This window comes from Pedobacter frigidisoli, from assembly GCF_032678525.1.
GTDB classification, from domain to species: Bacteria; Bacteroidota; Bacteroidia; order Sphingobacteriales; family Sphingobacteriaceae; genus Pedobacter; species Pedobacter frigidisoli_A.
Genome location: NZ_JAVTSE010000002.1, coordinates 348,395 through 364,257, shown reverse-complemented (window position 1 = coordinate 364,257; position 15,863 = coordinate 348,395). Strand labels below are relative to the sequence as shown.

Genomic DNA, 15,863 nt, shown 5'->3' with positions numbered 1-15,863 from the left:
CATTACATGAATATTTTAGATAAAATCGTACTACGAAAAAAGGAAGAAGTTGCTGATGCGAAGCGATTGATTTCTGTTAATGATTTAACGCAATCGGTTCACTTTAACAGAACGCCATATTCCTTTAAAGAGTTTTTACTGGCGGAAGACCGTACCGGCATTATTGCGGAGTTTAAACGGCGCTCTCCTTCAAAAGGATTGATAAACGGTATAGCGGATGTAGCTGAGGTAACGCAGGCTTATAACCAGGCTGGTGCGTCGGCACTTTCTGTATTAACTGATGTTGATTTCTTTGGCGGTAAAACCGATGATATCCTGGCCGCGAGAGCCGCAAATGAAATTCCTATCCTGCGTAAGGATTTTATGATTGATGAATACCAGATACTGGAGGCCAAAGCCTGGGGGGCAGATATCATTCTGCTCATCGCTGCAATCCTTAGCCCTCAGCAAATCAGTGATTTTGGTAAATTTGCCAAAAACCTTGGTTTAAATGTGCTTTTAGAGGTGCACAATCTGGAGGAACTGGAAAGAAGTATATGTCCGCATTTGGATGCTATTGGTGTTAATAACCGGAACCTCGCCGATTTTACGGTCGATATTCAGACCTCATTTGATCTGGTCAATACGATACCTAACGATTTTTTAAAGATCTCTGAAAGTGCAATCAGTAATCCGCAAACCATTAAGGAGCTAAAAGCTGCCGGCTTTAACGGCTTTTTAATTGGTGAAAACTTTATGAAAACAGATGATCCGGGTAGGGCGATAAAAGATTTTGTAACACAGATATAAGCGTTCTGGCTTCATAAATTTCATAAACCGGTAACATTTTGTTAATCCGGGTTTTTGGTTCGCTAATTTACAGCTGATCAATTTTCGTATATTTGTATTATTACATGGGAAAAAAGAAATTTTATGATACTGCTATAAAGCAGGAGCGGGTGATTTTAGTTGGCGTGGTAACACCGGGTGAAAAAGAAGAGCAAACTAAAGAATATTTAGATGAGCTTGCCTTTTTAGTTGATACGGCTGGTGGAAAAGTGGAGAAGGTTTTTACTCAAAAAATGCTTAAACCTGAACGGGCAACTTTCGTAGGTACAGGAAAACTGGAAGAAATTAAAGCTTATGTGAAGTCGGAAGAGATTGATACCGTTGTGTTTGATGACGAACTCTCTCCATCACAATTAAGAAATATTGATCGCGAACTCGGGGTAAAGGTACTCGACAGAAGTAATTTAATCCTCGATATCTTCGCCAGCCGTGCACAAACCGCACAGGCAAAAACGCAGGTAGAACTTGCCCAATTACAATACGTTTTACCTCGTTTAACGGGGATGTGGACTCACCTTGAGCGACAAAAAGGGGGAATTGGTATGCGTGGACCAGGAGAAACGCAGATTGAAAGCGACAGGCGTATTATTCTAAATAAAATATCCCTGCTAAAAGAACGTTTGAGGAATATTGACAGACAGAATGAAACCCAGCGCAAAAACCGTGGGCAGCTTATTCGTGTAGCATTGGTAGGATATACCAATGTGGGTAAATCCACCATCATGAATATGCTTTCCAAATCTGAAGTTTTCGCTGAGAATAAATTATTTGCCACATTGGATACTACAGTGAGGAAGGTGGTAATTGAGAATCTGCCCTTTTTGCTGTCTGATACAGTAGGTTTTATCCGCAAACTTCCTCACCACCTGGTAGAATGTTTTAAATCTACCCTGGATGAGGTTCGTGAGGCGGATTTATTGATCCATGTTGTGGATGTTTCGCATCCCAATTTTGAAGACCAGATCAATACTGTAAATGAAACTTTGAAAGATCTCGGCGCTGTAGATAAGGATACTATCCTGGTATTTAATAAAATAGATGCATATGTATCTCCTGAAGTTGACAGCGAAGAGGATGATGGAAAACTAACACTTGAGGATTTTAAGCGCAGCTGGATGAGTCATGATAAAGTACCTGTTCTCTTTATTTCGGCAACAGAAAAAGAAAATATTGAAGAATTTAAAACACTATTGTACGATAAAATCAAAGCTGCACACGTAGCGAGATACCCGTATGATAGTAATTTGCTATATTAGAATATGGAAAGTAAACGTCAGCAAAAGTTTGCAGGGGTACTGCAAGAGGAGTTAGCACAGGTTTTTCAGCGTGAGGGTGCTGCATTTTTACCAAATACACTGGTAACCATTACCCGCGTTCGCGTATCGCCGGATTTAGCTGTGGCAAAGGTTTATCTAAGCTTTTTTAATACCAATAATACTACGCTTTCAATCAACACTGTGAATGCACACGCAGGTGAAATCAGATATAAACTAGGCAGCAGAATCCGTCATCAGGTACGGGTGGTGCCCGAGTTAACATTTTTTGTTGATGATACCAACGAATATGTAGAGCGCATGGATCATCTTTTTGATAAGATTGCCAAAGAGCCCAGACAAAAAGACGAGGACGAAGAATAATTCTGAACAGTTTCAAAGTAAATATGTCGGATTTTTCAAAGCCATCTTTTGCACAGCTCATTGAAGCCAACAGGCGGTCAATTCAGCGGGTTGTAGATTTTGACTGCCTGAAAGACCGGTTACTTAATATGGATTTCACAGCTCAGAATACTGAGCTGAACAGTGAGATTTTAGATGACACCGTCTTGTTCTCCAACTGGGTTAATCAAAAGCTTGCCGTTTATGATGCACGCTATGGAATCGGAGGTTATAATGAACATAGAACCATCTATTCCCGAAGTGCACATTTTGATACTGGCGAAGAGCCCAGGAGATTGCATTTAGGGGTTGACATATGGGCGCCGGCAGGTACAACGGTTTATAATTTTCATGATGCCGTTGTGCATAGTTTTGCCAATAATAACCGCTTCGGCGACTATGGTGCGACGATTATCCTGACTTATGAGATCGAAAGCATTCAATTTAACGTGCTTTACGGACATTTGAGTCTTAGTTCTCTGGAGAGTTTAGCTGAGGGGCAATTTATTCCGGCAGCCACTGCTTTTGCTTCTTTAGGTGTGAAGGAAGAAAACGGCTACTGGCCTCCTCATTTGCATTTTCAAGTCATTCAGGATATGGAGAATCTAAAAGGTGACTATCCTGGAGTCTGCAAGTATAGCGAACGGGAAAAATATCTGGCCAACTGTCCCGATCCGAATATTATTTTTCAATCAACTTTTATTACCTGAGAAACCGTAAATTAGTATGATGAGAAAGTTGATTATCCTTTGCCTGCTGTTGTACAGTGGTGCCAGTATGGCCCAGCTGCAATTCAAGTCTGGTAAAACCGGCTTCGCTACTTTTTTGAGGGACAAGATGATTTATCCCGGCTTTTCGAAGGATAACTGTATCCAGGGCACAGTGAATATCAGTTTTAAACTAGATGAAAAAGGAAGAGTGTATTCGTCGAAAGTGAGTAAAGGGATCCTGAGCGAACTGGATGAGGAAGCGCTTCGGCTTATACGGATGAGTAGCGGGAAATGGCAGGTTCCGGCAGGTTACGATACAACTGCTTCTGTTGTGGTACCTGTTAATTTCAGGCTCTCGGGTTATAATTGCGAGGGTAAATCCAGTTCAGATATTCAGGAAGCTATACGAAACTATCAGGCTGAGGAGGGATTAACCAATTCTGTCATCAATTTTTATAAAAATATAGATCAGGCCAAACCAGGCCAGGAAGCACAGATTATCGCCATCAAAAATCAGTTGGGGATAGATGATGATTACCTTAGATCGCGCATTGATAGCGGAATGAAAAAAATAAAGCAGGGCGATAAACAAGGCGCTTGTGAAGACTTTCTGTTCGTTAAATACATGGGTAGTAAATTAGCAGATGAATTTCTGCTTAAATATTGCAAGTAAGCATAACTATATCGCTTAATGAGAAATACAGGCAGATTTTTTGGATTGCTGGATGTAATCAGTATCATGTTATTAGCCAGTCAATTCTGGAATGTAGTCACCCATCTGGATCGAATTCCAGATCAGCTACTCTCTCAGATCAAGGTAGCCTTCTTAATTCCACTGTTTTTATCATTATTTATTTCTGCCGCGGGACTGCTCCAATACAAACGCTTTGGATTCATTACCTATTATGTTCAGTTCCCATTCAGATTAATCGTATGGGTATTTTCCATCGGGTTTCTCACTTACCTCCCTGAATTGTTTCAGGTTAGTTTAAGCGAAAAATGGTTTTATGTGCTACTCAAAGTATGCTTTGTCGCAGAGTTTTTCAGGCTGTATTTTACTATCCAGATTCATCGCGACCAGTTAAGGAACAATTACTGATATCGCACGTGGTATCACAGCTGCACTTACTTCGTTTACCCTTCCTATATATTCCCCATCAACCTGAAAGTGTACCTGGTGTTTTGAAAATATTTTTACCGCTGCAGTTTGAAACACTTCAATCTTTTTAGGGTTAAAGGGCAGTCTGGTCAACCAGATCTTTAAAATTTCCAGATAGGAATAATCTTTCACCAGGATAATTTCAAACAGCTCATCGTCCAGTTTTCCATCCGGATTAATTTGGAGGCCTGTTCCGTACATCGTCGCGTTGGCAATGGCCACCATTGCGGCCTTTGACTTTATTTTCTCCCCTTTCAGAGTGATTTCCACTTCCATTCTCTTGTGATTCCATAGCGCGTGCCAGGTAGCCTTAGCATAACCCCACATTCCTCTTTCTGGCAGCGTATCGAATTTTTTAACCAGATAAGCATTAAACCCCAGGTCTGCCAGATGAATGCAGATCTCATCATCAATCTTAATCACATGGATTTGCTTGACAGTTCCATGCTCAACCAGATCCAGTGCCTCATTAATATCTGTGGGGATACCCAGCTCTTTTGCCATACCATTTGCCGAGCCTGCAGGAATAATCCCAATGGGTGTTTCTGATTGGAGTAAGCAACTTGCAACCAGTTTTAAAGTGCCGTCACCACCAACCGCAATCACCCGGTCTGCCTGACCAGATTCAATTTCTTCTTTAATTTTTGCAAGCGAACAATTATCCGGTAGTTCATAAATTACTACATCTGCTTCTCTGTCGGCAAAATGCGAAGTGATGGCCTCTTTAAGGTCAATATCGTGACTTCCGGAACCGGGATTGATGATGAATTGAAGTTTCATGTTTAACCTTAATGATTTACAACACAAACAAGTTTTAACAAACACTGTTTTACAACAATGAATAAATCTGCAAGTGTAAAAGTTTATCATGGATACGGACACAAGCATAATCTGGTAGTTTATGGCCATGTTTTCAAACAAAGGGCTAAAACCCGGCAGATTTACAGCAACAAAATATTTGTTAATATTCTACACCTGTTAAAGCTTTTTATCCTGAAGCCCTATTCATTTGTAAATGTGAGGTTGCAGTTTTTTGATCAAACCATTTATAACCGTACAGAACATGACGGCTTTTTCAGGTTTGAATGGGAAGCAACTGAAGATGTAGAAGCGGGATGGCATTTTGTAAAAGTTGAAGCGGTGGATGAGGCCGGCAACGTATTAAGTGCCGGTGAAGGTAAGGTTTACGTTCCCCATATTACACAATATGCTTTTATTTCTGATGTAGATGATACCGTGATGGTATCTCACTCTGCTACCGTCGCCAGGAGGTTAAGGGAACTGTTTATTAAAAATCCCCATACACGTAAAACCTTTCCGAATGTTGCGGAACATTACCGGCAGCTTGCCTTGTCACATACTCAGGAGGATCAGCCCAACCCGTTCTTTTATGTCAGCAGCAGCGAGTGGAATCTCTATGATTATTTAATTGAAACGTTTCATTACCATAAACTGCCAGACGGAGCTTTTCTCCTGAACACCTTAAAGAGGTGGAAGGATTTAATAGCTACAGGTAAAACCGGACACGAGGGAAAATTACTTAGGGTAATGCGGATACTTGATGCTTTCCCGAATCAGAAATTTGTTTTTTTTGGGGACAATTCTCAGCAGGATCCTACTATATACGCTGCTATTGTAGAAAAATATCCACAAAATATTGCGGCAGTCTACATCCGGAACATCAGACCTGAAAAACAAGCAGATGCAAGGTCTGCTTTAGATAAAATTGAGCTCAAGGGAGTTAAAACCTGTTTGTTCAATAATAGTGAAGAAGCCATCATTCATTCAAAAAAAATAGGCCTGATAAAATAGTTTGTACGCTTTATCATCAGGTATAGCTTATTAAGAAATCGATTTGCCAAAAGGTGTAAACGCCAGGTTCATGAGTTTGAAATGCTGACGTCCGAAAGGGATGCCGACAATGGTAATGCAAAGCAATATTCCAAAGAAAAGATGCGTTAAGGCAATCCAGAATCCACCACAGAAAATCCAGATCAGGTTCATAATTGTTGACAGGCAACCGGTATTGGAGGATGTATCTTTAATTTTGACGCCAAAGGGCGCAAGGCCAACTATCGCAAATTTAAAACATTGAATGCCAAATGGTATGCCAACAATAGTGAGGCATAGGATCAACCCGCCAATAATGTATTCGAAGAAGATAAATATACCGCCAAAAATAATCCAGATGATATTGCCTAAAAAATTCATGTTTTGCTTTTTAAGTAAGATATCAAATGGCAGGCTTTGTTACAGCTGGATAATTAACGGCGAAGTTATTCTACCTCGCCTTCAAATACTAACTTTGCCGGCCCGCATAAAAATACATTGGTAAATTTATGTCCGTCGTAATCGAATTCTATTTTAATGTCGCCACCTAATACTTTGATCGCAGTTGTGATGTGGCCTGTCTGGTTTTTGTATTTTGCCATCGCCATTGCAACAGCGGTAACACCTGTGCCGCAGGCATAAGTTTCATCTTCAACCCCGCGTTCATAAGTACGCACGAATAAATGGTCGCCTTGATCTTCAACAAAGTTTACATTAATACCCTTTTCATTATAAGTTGAATTATAACGGATGCTTTTTCCTGCATTAAATACATCAAAACTGCTTAAGTTATCCTGTATGGCAACATAATGAGGAGAGCCTGTGTTCAGTACGAAAGCCTCGCCATCATTTGTGATGGAATCCACATCAATCATCTGAAGGTCAACCCAATCTCCCGATTCTGAAATTCTGGCATAATGGGGGCCATCTACTGCCAAAAAGTTAGTTTCGTTACCGATGACACCCAGGTGTTTAGCAAAGGCCACAATGCAGCGGCCACCGTTTCCACACATACTACCTAATTTTCCATCAGCATTAAAGTAGTGCATCTCAAAATCATAATCAGGATGTTTGGTCAGAAACATGAGCCCATCTGCTCCCACGCCAAAACGTCGGTGACATAGTTTTTCAACCATTTCATTATCAATGTTTTTTAGTGGTTCTGCAGTGTGATCAATCAAAATAAAATCGTTACCCGCACCCTGATATTTTAAAAAATTGATTTTCATTTATTCTTCATTATTTTATGCAATATTTGAGTTGCAATGTTTCTTCGGCCCCTGATGTTTTGTAATTTAACATTTTTTAACAAGGTTTGAAGCGCTTTGAAGATGCAAATATCGTTTATATGGTATTAAATTTGAATAAACTTACGAAAGAAAATTTGAGCAGATAAAAACTGCCTGAGCATCCTGCTTAAATCAAAGTGACCAGGTGCTTAAGCAAATTAACCGAAATCGATTATAGGCAAACCATTAGCTAGCAAAGTAGTTTATAACAGATCAGGTTTTTAAATTAACATTATCAAACAAGTGAAGTTACTAGAGTCTAACCAATCAATAGGTTTTAATGGCTTCATGACTATTAAAAAACAATATACAAACACATGAAAAAAATATTAGGAGTTACCGTATTAGCTGCCTTTATAGGTGGGGTAGCAGCGGTTGGGGGTTATAAGCTATTTGAGCGCAACCAAACAGGCAGTACAATTTCTGAAAAGCAGAATCTTTACTTTGCCAATAACCCGTTAAAGGTTTCATCTGCGGGTACTGCAGATTTTACACAGGCAGCAGCTGCAGTTGCGCCGGGCGTAGTGCACATCAAAACTACTTATGAAGCAAAAAGTGGTGGTAATGAACGCAGTTCATCTCCTTTTGATATGTTCGATGATTTCTTCGGAGGCGGTGGCCGTCAGGCACAACGTCAGCCAAGGGCAGCATCCGGATCTGGTGTGATTATCAGTCAGGATGGTTATATCATTACCAACAACCACGTGGTAGAAAATGCTTCAAAAGTAGAGGTTGTATTAACCGACAGAAGAAAAGTAGAAGCCAAGGTAATTGGCCGTGACCCAAATACAGATTTAGCCTTGATCAAAGTAAACGCTACAGGATTGCCGGTAGTAAAAATGGGTAACTCTGATAATGTTCAGGTTGGTGAATGGGTGCTGGCAGTAGGTTTCCCGCTAGATTTAAATACAACTGTTACTGCAGGTATTGTAAGCGCAAAAAACCGGAGTATTGGTATTATCGGTCAGGAACAACGTGGAAATGAAATGACGGAGCAGGAATACCGTGAATATCAGCGTACAGGTAAAAGACCACAGGCACCGGCCAACACCAGTATCGAATCGTTTATCCAGACAGATGCTGCCATTAATCCTGGAAACAGTGGTGGTGCATTGGTAAATGCAAGCGGCGAACTGGTAGGTATCAATTCAGCTATCGCTTCTCAAAGTGGTTATAACCAGGGTTATGGTTTTGCTATACCGGTTAACCTTGCCCGTAAAATTGTTGATGATTTTATGAAATATGGCTCTGTTAAACGTGGTTATATTGGTGTTAACTTCTTCCCGCTTAGTGCAGAGGAAAAACCAGATAACATCAAAACAAACGAGGTAAGTGGCCTATATGTAAGTGATGTAGTCGCTGGTGGCGGTGCTGCTGCAGCTGGTATTAAACCAGGTGACATTATCAAAAAGGTAGAGGGTGTGGTTATTAACGACTCACCTGATTTACAGGAGAAAATCGGCCGCTTAAATCCAGGTGATAAAGTGAAATTAAGTGTATTAAGAGACGGTTCATTGAAAGACATTACAGTAACCCTAAAAGGCGAATCAAGTGTTGGTTTAACCGCCAGCAACAATGCTGCAAAAAGTGTTGAGGTCTCTAAGTTGGGCGCAACGTTTGCTCCTGCTACGCAAGCCCAGAAATCTAAGTATGGAATCAATAGTGGGGTTGTAGTGACTTCAGTTGTTACTGGTAAAGCTTTCGATAACATTGGTGTAGAAAAGGGATTAATTATTACGAAAGTTAACGGACAGCCGGTAAGCTCTGTTGCAGATGTGCAGAAGGCGTTGCCAATGGGCAGAAACAATATGATCAATATTTCTGGTATTGGTGAGCAAGGAACTTACAATTTCAGCTTCCCTGCACAGTAGATTTCTTTAGTACAAAACTGAAGCTCCTTGATGTTATGTCAAGGAGCTTTTTTATTTATACCCGTTTTCTGTAACGGGCTTAGATTGACAGGGGCTTGGCAGGGGCTTAACAGGAGGTTAACAGGGGGTTAGTAGGGGCAAATGCCTGTTAACCCCCTCTGGATTCCCTGTTGAGCCCCTGTAAATAAACTATCAGTATTGGGCTGGAATTGAACAAAAATGCTGCGGTTGCAAAACGAAAAAGGCGGCAATCTGTAATCCAGATGCCGCCTTTTATATATTGGAAATTTCTATCTTATTGAGAACAGGATCCGTCGGGGATTTCTTTACTGATTTTTACCACTTTGGTTACAACCAGTGTAGAATCAAAGTCCTGGGAAACGGTAGCGGTATCAGATTTTGTAAAATAGCCTTCTAATTCAACGTAAACCGGTTCATAAGGTTTTTCGAAGCCAAGGTTGTTGTATTGCAGTTCAAGGTTTTTAACACTATCGGTAACCCAGTATTCACGTCCATCCTCACAAAGTGTAAAGGACTTCATTTCCGGGCCAAAGGTATACAAGCCTTTAACCATTTTTACATTCGTTTTATCACCCTCGGCTTTATTATCCCTATTACAAGCTGTAACGGCTACGCCAAGGAGCACAACGAATACTATTGCTTGCTTAAAAAACTTCATGTTATATAGTTTGATTTATTTGATCGATCTTCTTTACACTTAAATTAGATGACAAAGCAGATGCCAAAAATGAGAAAATACCAACAGTAATGAAAACTAATACAAAATCTTTCCATTTCAATCCTATCGGGTAGGAACTCAGCATCGACCCTTCTCCCATCTTTATAATACCGAAGGAATGCTGAATATAGTAAAATACAATACCAATGATTAATCCCAGTACGCATCCAGACATCGTAATCATCATCCCTTCTATGAGGAAAATACGTTTTATTAATTTTCTTCCTGCGCCCAGGCTACTAAGGATGGCAATGTCCTTTACTTTATCAATTACCAGCATCGTTAATGAGCCCACAACGTTAAAAATGGCAATGATCAGAATAAAGGTAAGGATGATATAAACCATGCTTTTTTCCGAATTGAAAATATGATGCAGAGAACTATTTTGTTCAGCCCGGTTTTTCACTGAAAAAGTATCACCAAGTTTACTGGCAATTTCACTTTTGAAATCATCAACGTCTACTCCCTGATTAAGATTGATTTCGAGTGATGAAACATTTACAGGCTCATCAAGTAATTCCCGGGCAAATTCGAGCGGCACAATGATGCCATTGTCAAACTCTTCCTGCACTTCGAAAACACCGCTAACAGGTATGCTCTTTAAATTGAAATCTTCAGTCGGATTGATAGAATTCACCGCAATCGTTTTCTTTGGGGAGTATAATTCCAGTTCGGTGAAGGGGTCGAAAGTATTAATCGCCAGATAACTTTGCAGGCCATTACCGATCACTGCGTGGTTGCCGCTCTTGCTTTTTAATACAAACTTTCCTTCTCTAATCGTACTGTCTAGTTTTGGATTTTTTAAATAAGCATCACTTACGCCTTTCACCATACCTACGGCCTGCTTGTTATTGTATTTTAACAGGGCATTTTCCTGCAGTACTTCAGCGAAAGCGTAAACAGCTTTGTTTTTTCTGAGGGAATTGAAATAAGTAGTGTTGGGGTCAAAGGTTTTGCCTTGTGCAGGCGTAATCTGGATTTGTGGGGTAACGGTATCAAACATTCCCAAAACCACCGTTTCCAGTCCGTTAAAAACCGAAAGTATAATAATTAGTGCGGCGCTTCCAACCATAACACCAACCATTGATATGCCTGATATCAGATTGATGGCATTTGTAGACTTCTTTGCGAACAAATACCTTTTGGCAATATAGAACGACGCATTCACGCTGGTAAAGATAGTTAAAATGTAAGATGTATCATGTAAGATGGAAAATGCAACCTGCCCTAACTCACTTTTCGTTAAAAGAAAGGATTGTGTTTTTTTTCAAACCCAATAGTTGTTGCCGGACCGTGGCCAGGGTAAACTTTGGTTTCTTCTGGTAATACAAAAAGTTTGGTTGAAATGTTTTCGATAAGTTGCTGATGGTTTCCGCCAGGAAGGTCGGTTCGGCCAATGCTGCCATAAAATAATACATCGCCCCCCATCAGGATATGATCTTCTTTGTTATAAAAACACAGGTGAGCAGGAGAATGTCCCGGTGCGAAAATCAAATCCAGCGTACTATTGCCGAATGACACTGTACCTGATTGAGGAAGAAAAACATCTGGTAAAGGAGAAAGCTCATAGTGGGTAAACCCCATTGATGGGGCATAACCCGGAATTGCACTGATAATCGTTAATTCTCCCTCGTTAAACTGAGGCTTTAGTCCGTAAGTATCGAAAACGAACTTATTGCCAAACACGTGGTCCAGGTGGCAATGTGTATTTAGCAGGAATACCGGTGTTAATTCATTTGATTTTATAAACGAGGCAATTTCGTTCTGCTCTGATGCATCGTACATCCCTGGATCGATGATTACACATTCCCTGGTTTCATCGAAAAGCAGGTAGGTGTTTTCACTGTACGCGTTAAAGGTGAATGTTTTTACGGTAATCATAGTTCTTTAGTTTTTCCACTTAAATGTTGAAATAAGCGTGTCGATATCAGTTTTAATGAATTTTATTACGGGTGCTATGGAATCATACTGCGGGCGTTCGTTAAAATAAAGTGCCCCTCTGAAATAATGTTTGATGCTATCTGTTAAGAAAAATTGTACGGACGACGCAGTATTTCCTTCTATGGCATAATACACGCCATAAACCCTTTTCTCTGGATAGTTAATTAGTTTCTGATCAATTGCACTGGCTTTAATGGTGTGCTTAAATGCGAGCTTTCGGGCATCTTCCACCATTTCGTTAAATGCTTCTTTTCCGGAAACATCATAATAGGTTAAATGCAGATAACCGTTGAATTGTTTAAAATGTAAGTTATACCAGTTTTTCTGTGCATCGCGGCTGTTATCCTGTTCAACTGAAGCATATATGGGATAAGAAAATCCGAAAGGCACAGGTGCAGTGAATGTCTGATATGATTTTTTGGGAAATTCAATTCTGTAATATGCCTTTGGTTTAGGGCTGTAATCATTATTCCGACAGGCGGAAAAACCCAGCAGTAGTGCAAATGGTAAAAGAATTATCTGTTGTATTTTCATAGCATTAAACACCGGATTTGATTGCCTGGCTTTTCAATAATTAATCATCGGCCTGATTATTTATTCCAGATGGCCCAGGCTTTCTCTGCCTGTTGATATAACATTTCTAAACCGTTTTTGATTTGGGCACCCTGTGCAGCGGCCTTTGCCAAAAAGGCTGTTCCTAAAGGATTGTACACCAAATCATAAGCCAGGTAGTTCGAATCCATTAAGCTGTAATCTATTTCAGGATAAGTATCAATATTTGGCGACATGCCCAAAGGGGTGGTATTAATTAGCAGCTTATGCGATGCTAATATTTCGGGTGTAATTTCGCTATACAATATGGCGCCGGGAGTGGCCTTTCGGACAACAACCTGATAAGCGATACCCAGTTTTTCCAATACATATTTTACAGCTTTAGCGGCTCCGCCATCTCCAAACACCAACGCCTTTTGATGGTGGGGGGCTAACAATGGTTTTAGCGATTCTTCAAAGCCATAAGCATCGGTGTTGTATCCTTTTAAATAGTTTTCTCCATCGAAAGATTTGATGGAGATGCAGTTAACTGCACCTATCTGATCTGCTGCCTCATCAACTTCGTTTAAATAACAAAGTACATTCACCTTATGCGGAATGGTAACGTTTATGCCACACAGTGTGGGATTTGCGTTCAGTAAGTCAGGGAGAGCTTTAATGTCTTCAATGGGGAAAAGTTCGTAACGATGATCAGCAATCCTTTCGTTCAGAAATTTTTCCGTAAAGTATTTTTTGGAGAAAGAATGTGATAATGGATATCCGATTAGTCCGTATGTTTTCATATTCTTATCATATTAAACAAGGCAAGACTAATCCGTCGAATAAGAAAGATTAATCTTGCCTTGCCAAAAAAAATTGTAATTATTTTAATTTGTTCAGGAAATAATCAAAGGTATCTCCTCTAAGTCCTAAACGAATGGTTTCGAGCGGAATTACTTCAGCCGGTGCAATATTTCCTAAATTTACATTGGTGCCGATCAATTTGATGAACCAAACCTGTTGTTCTTTTTGTGGTGCTTCCCAGATGATGGTCTCCTCAGGGATTTGAGTTAAAATTTCATCAACCAAACCTTCACGAACCTCACCACTTCCGCGATATATACCCACATTTCCACCTTCACGTGCTTCGGCAATCACTTTCCAGGATCCTGCTTCAATTTCAGCCTGCATTAACTTTATCCACTTATAGGGGGCAAATATTTTTGCAGCGTCCTTGCTTCCAACTTCAGAAATAACCGTTACCTGCTTTGACAATTCGCTTATAAAACCACATTTTTTATCGTGTTCAATTTCGATAGAGCCATCAGAAACTTCGGCGTACTCCATTCCATACTGATCTAAAACACGTTGATAATCTGCAAACTGATCACGGATGATAAATGCTTCAAAAAGCGTCCCTCCGAAATAGGTAGGGATGCCTGCACTTTTATATAAAGCTAATTTTTCTTTGAGGTTTGGGGTAACATGCGATGTTGCCCAACCTAATTTTACGATGTCGGTATGTACGCCAGCAACTTCGATAAAATCTTCAACCTGGCGTAGACTCAATCCCTTATCCATAACCATCGTTAAGCCTTTCTGGCGTGGTTTATCTGGACGTTCAGGAACGTTTAATAATGGGTAATTCATATGTGTACAAAAGTGAAAAAAATTTTGAGATTTATTTGTTAAATTTTTCTCACAAGGCTGTTACCGAATATATCGGTTTATAACGTTGATAATGGCGCTGTTATCCTGCAGCTGGGGCAGGTATTCAAATAAAATATAATGTTTTTCAGGATCGGTAGTCAATGCGGTTTCGAGGTATCCCAATGCGTCGGCATAGCTACCCAATGCGAAAAGATAAGCTACCATGCGATAATATAGTTCGGCAGCTTCCGGATTATTTTTAATTGCTTGTGCCATGGTTTCAGAGGCCTCTAACAATTTTCCCTGTTCGTAAAGTACCGTGCTGAAGTCCAGCCAGGCTTCAACATCCAGAGGATTATATTCGAGCACCTTTTCGTATGCCGCAATAGATTCTTCAATCTGGCCCAACTTATAGTAAGCATCAGCCATTGCAAACCAGAAGTCAGCATTCTCTGCTTCTAAATCAATTGCTTTCTTGTAAAAATGTAACGATTCGAAATAACGCTCCTCATGATTTAAGGTAACACCAATCCCAAACCAGGCATCAGCCATTTTCGGATCCATTTTTACTGATTTCTTATAATATGAACGGGCTTCGTCCATTTTTTCCAGTTTTTCGTAACACTCGCCTATTGCACAGTAAGTGTCGGCATTTGGTTGCTCGTATTCGAAGGTTTGTTTATAAACTTCAATAGCCTCGTCATATTTATCCAGCTGTACCAGCGCATTGCCTTTGTTGAAATAAGCTGAACTGAAATCTTCTTTGATCAGAATGGCATAGTCATAGGCATCAATGGCCTTCTCAAAAAGATTTAATTTGTGAAAGCTGTTGCCCAGGTTATACCAGGCGGCATAAGAATAGGGATCGGTATCGATATACTGCTGGTAGAATTTAATGCTTTCTTCCTGCTTATCCAGCACATCATAACAAAATGCCAGTTCGTACAAACCGTCCTGGTTTTCCATATTTTGTTCCAAACTTTGTTTAATATAGTTGATGGCGTTTTCATAATCGCCCATGCTTTGATAAACATAAGCCATTTGCAACAGAATTTCATCAGTACTTTCAGCCAGGCCAAGGGCCTTTTCGTAATTCTCCAGCGCCTCGCTAAACCGTTCGGTATTCTGGTATATATTTCCCCTTAACAAATAGATGTCGGGCTCTGATGATTCCAGCAACTCTGCCTTTTGCAGGGAAATAAATGCCTGTTCGTGATTGTTGGTGAGAATGTATAAATGTGCTTGTTTAATTAAAAACACCGTTGCATAAGGGTGCTGGTTAATGGCGAAATCAACCACCTGTAATGCTTTAACAGGATCATTTTTCTCGATGTAAAAATCTACGATGTATTCGAATGCGCCAGCATCAAAAAAATACTGATCCTGATTGCGAAGCATTTCTTCATAACGTTCCACAGAGCGTTGTGCGTCTTCGTTGGATTCAAAAAAGAATTCTTCTTCCATATCTATAATCTATTAAAGAACCGTGCCAGTATCAGATAAACACATTATAAGTTTAATAATTTAAATTGTTCGTTTTACAAATAATTATTAACATCAATCGTTGAAAACAATGTAAATGACTGAAAATAAAGCTTATCAGGTGTGATTATCGTGTTCAGATAATCTGTTGTTTTTTCAACATCGCGGTTCCTTTCTC

18 protein-coding genes are annotated in these 15,863 nt (G+C 40.0%); 8 read left to right on the top strand and 10 right to left on the bottom strand.

What is annotated here, in order from left to right; genetic code table 11:
- Window positions 1-6 precede the first annotated feature (6 nt).
- From trpC to R2Q80_RS06530, 6 genes are all read left to right on the top strand, one after another.
- Window positions 7-789 carry an indole-3-glycerol phosphate synthase TrpC gene (trpC, locus tag R2Q80_RS06555; RefSeq protein ID WP_316798833.1) on the top strand — a complete coding sequence of 261 codons (783 nt, stop codon included), beginning with the start codon at window positions 7-9 and terminating at the stop codon, window positions 787-789.
- 104 nt (window positions 790-893) lie between these two features.
- Window positions 894-2,084, top strand: coding sequence for a GTPase HflX (gene hflX / locus R2Q80_RS06550; RefSeq protein ID WP_316798832.1), 1,191 nt, complete (start codon window positions 894-896; stop codon window positions 2,082-2,084).
- A 3-nt stretch (window positions 2,085-2,087) separates the two neighbouring features.
- Window positions 2,088-2,465 carry a 30S ribosome-binding factor RbfA gene (rbfA, locus tag R2Q80_RS06545; RefSeq protein WP_316798831.1) on the top strand — a complete coding sequence of 126 codons (378 nt, stop codon included), beginning with the start codon at window positions 2,088-2,090 and terminating at the stop codon, window positions 2,463-2,465.
- 23 nt (window positions 2,466-2,488) lie between these two features.
- Window positions 2,489-3,193, top strand: a complete 705-nt coding sequence (locus tag R2Q80_RS06540; protein WP_316798830.1) for a peptidoglycan DD-metalloendopeptidase family protein — start codon at window positions 2,489-2,491, stop codon at window positions 3,191-3,193.
- A 16-nt stretch (window positions 3,194-3,209) separates the two neighbouring features.
- On the top strand, window positions 3,210-3,866 hold the full coding sequence (locus tag R2Q80_RS06535; protein WP_316798829.1) for an energy transducer TonB: 657 nt from the start codon (window positions 3,210-3,212) through the stop codon (window positions 3,864-3,866).
- Between the two features lie 18 nt (window positions 3,867-3,884).
- The gene (locus R2Q80_RS06530; RefSeq protein ID WP_316798828.1) at window positions 3,885-4,292 is read left to right on the top strand and encodes a hypothetical protein; all 408 of its coding nucleotides are present in this window, start codon (window positions 3,885-3,887) and stop codon (window positions 4,290-4,292) included.
- Here R2Q80_RS06530 and R2Q80_RS06525 read toward each other — a convergent pair.
- On the bottom strand, window positions 4,275-5,132 hold the full coding sequence (locus R2Q80_RS06525) for a diacylglycerol/lipid kinase family protein (protein ID WP_316798827.1): 858 nt from the start codon (window positions 5,130-5,132) through the stop codon (window positions 4,275-4,277). The genes R2Q80_RS06530 and R2Q80_RS06525 overlap by 18 nt on opposite strands.
- 57 nt (window positions 5,133-5,189) lie before the next feature.
- Between R2Q80_RS06525 and R2Q80_RS06520 the strand changes: the two genes are divergently transcribed.
- Entirely contained in the window at window positions 5,190-6,164 is a 975-nt protein-coding gene (locus R2Q80_RS06520; protein WP_316798826.1) for an App1 family protein, read from the top strand.
- A 30-nt stretch (window positions 6,165-6,194) separates the two neighbouring features.
- Here the strand turns inward: R2Q80_RS06520 and R2Q80_RS06515 are convergent, their stop codons facing one another.
- Together R2Q80_RS06515 and dapF are read right to left on the bottom strand one after the other, a co-directional pair.
- Window positions 6,195-6,563: a YccF domain-containing protein gene (locus tag R2Q80_RS06515; RefSeq protein WP_316798825.1), complete on the bottom strand. Its 369-nt coding sequence runs from the start codon at window positions 6,561-6,563 to the stop codon at window positions 6,195-6,197.
- 65 nt (window positions 6,564-6,628) lie between these two features.
- Window positions 6,629-7,411 carry a diaminopimelate epimerase gene (gene dapF / locus R2Q80_RS06510; protein WP_316798824.1) on the bottom strand — a complete coding sequence of 261 codons (783 nt, stop codon included), beginning with the start codon at window positions 7,409-7,411 and terminating at the stop codon, window positions 6,629-6,631.
- Window positions 7,412-7,788: 377 nt separating this feature from the next.
- Here dapF and R2Q80_RS06505 point away from each other — a divergent pair, with 377 nt between their 5' ends.
- Window positions 7,789-9,342 (top strand): trypsin-like peptidase domain-containing protein, encoded by a 1,554-nt coding sequence (locus R2Q80_RS06505; protein WP_316798823.1) that lies wholly within the window; start codon window positions 7,789-7,791, stop codon window positions 9,340-9,342.
- Window positions 9,343-9,637: 295 nt separating this feature from the next.
- On the opposite strand, the gene R2Q80_RS06500 is transcribed toward R2Q80_RS06505, so the two are convergent.
- The 7 genes from R2Q80_RS06500 to R2Q80_RS06470 all read right to left on the bottom strand — a co-directional run bounded on the left by R2Q80_RS06500 (window position 9,638) and on the right by R2Q80_RS06470 (window position 15,667).
- On the bottom strand, window positions 9,638-10,021 hold the full coding sequence (locus R2Q80_RS06500; protein ID WP_316798822.1) for a hypothetical protein: 384 nt from the start codon (window positions 10,019-10,021) through the stop codon (window positions 9,638-9,640).
- A 1-nt stretch (window position 10,022) separates the two neighbouring features.
- Window positions 10,023-11,216, bottom strand: coding sequence for an ABC transporter permease (locus R2Q80_RS06495; protein WP_316798821.1), 1,194 nt, complete (start codon window positions 11,214-11,216; stop codon window positions 10,023-10,025).
- Window positions 11,217-11,323: 107 nt separating this feature from the next.
- On the bottom strand, window positions 11,324-11,962 hold the full coding sequence (locus R2Q80_RS06490; RefSeq protein WP_316798820.1) for an MBL fold metallo-hydrolase: 639 nt from the start codon (window positions 11,960-11,962) through the stop codon (window positions 11,324-11,326).
- A 6-nt stretch (window positions 11,963-11,968) separates the two neighbouring features.
- A complete protein-coding gene (locus R2Q80_RS06485) occupies window positions 11,969-12,556 on the bottom strand; it encodes a gliding motility lipoprotein GldD (protein ID WP_316798819.1) in 588 nt (195 codons plus the stop codon).
- 56 nt (window positions 12,557-12,612) lie between these two features.
- Window positions 12,613-13,356 carry a shikimate dehydrogenase gene (gene aroE, locus R2Q80_RS06480; protein WP_316798818.1) on the bottom strand — a complete coding sequence of 248 codons (744 nt, stop codon included), beginning with the start codon at window positions 13,354-13,356 and terminating at the stop codon, window positions 12,613-12,615.
- A 79-nt stretch (window positions 13,357-13,435) separates the two neighbouring features.
- Complete coding sequence (locus R2Q80_RS06475; protein ID WP_316798817.1) at window positions 13,436-14,203, bottom strand: phosphosulfolactate synthase; 768 nt, start codon at window positions 14,201-14,203, stop codon at window positions 13,436-13,438.
- A gap of 60 nt (window positions 14,204-14,263) precedes the next feature.
- Entirely contained in the window at window positions 14,264-15,667 is a 1,404-nt protein-coding gene (locus R2Q80_RS06470) for a tetratricopeptide repeat protein (RefSeq protein ID WP_316798816.1), read from the bottom strand.
- Between the last annotated feature and the right edge of the window lie 196 nt (window positions 15,668-15,863).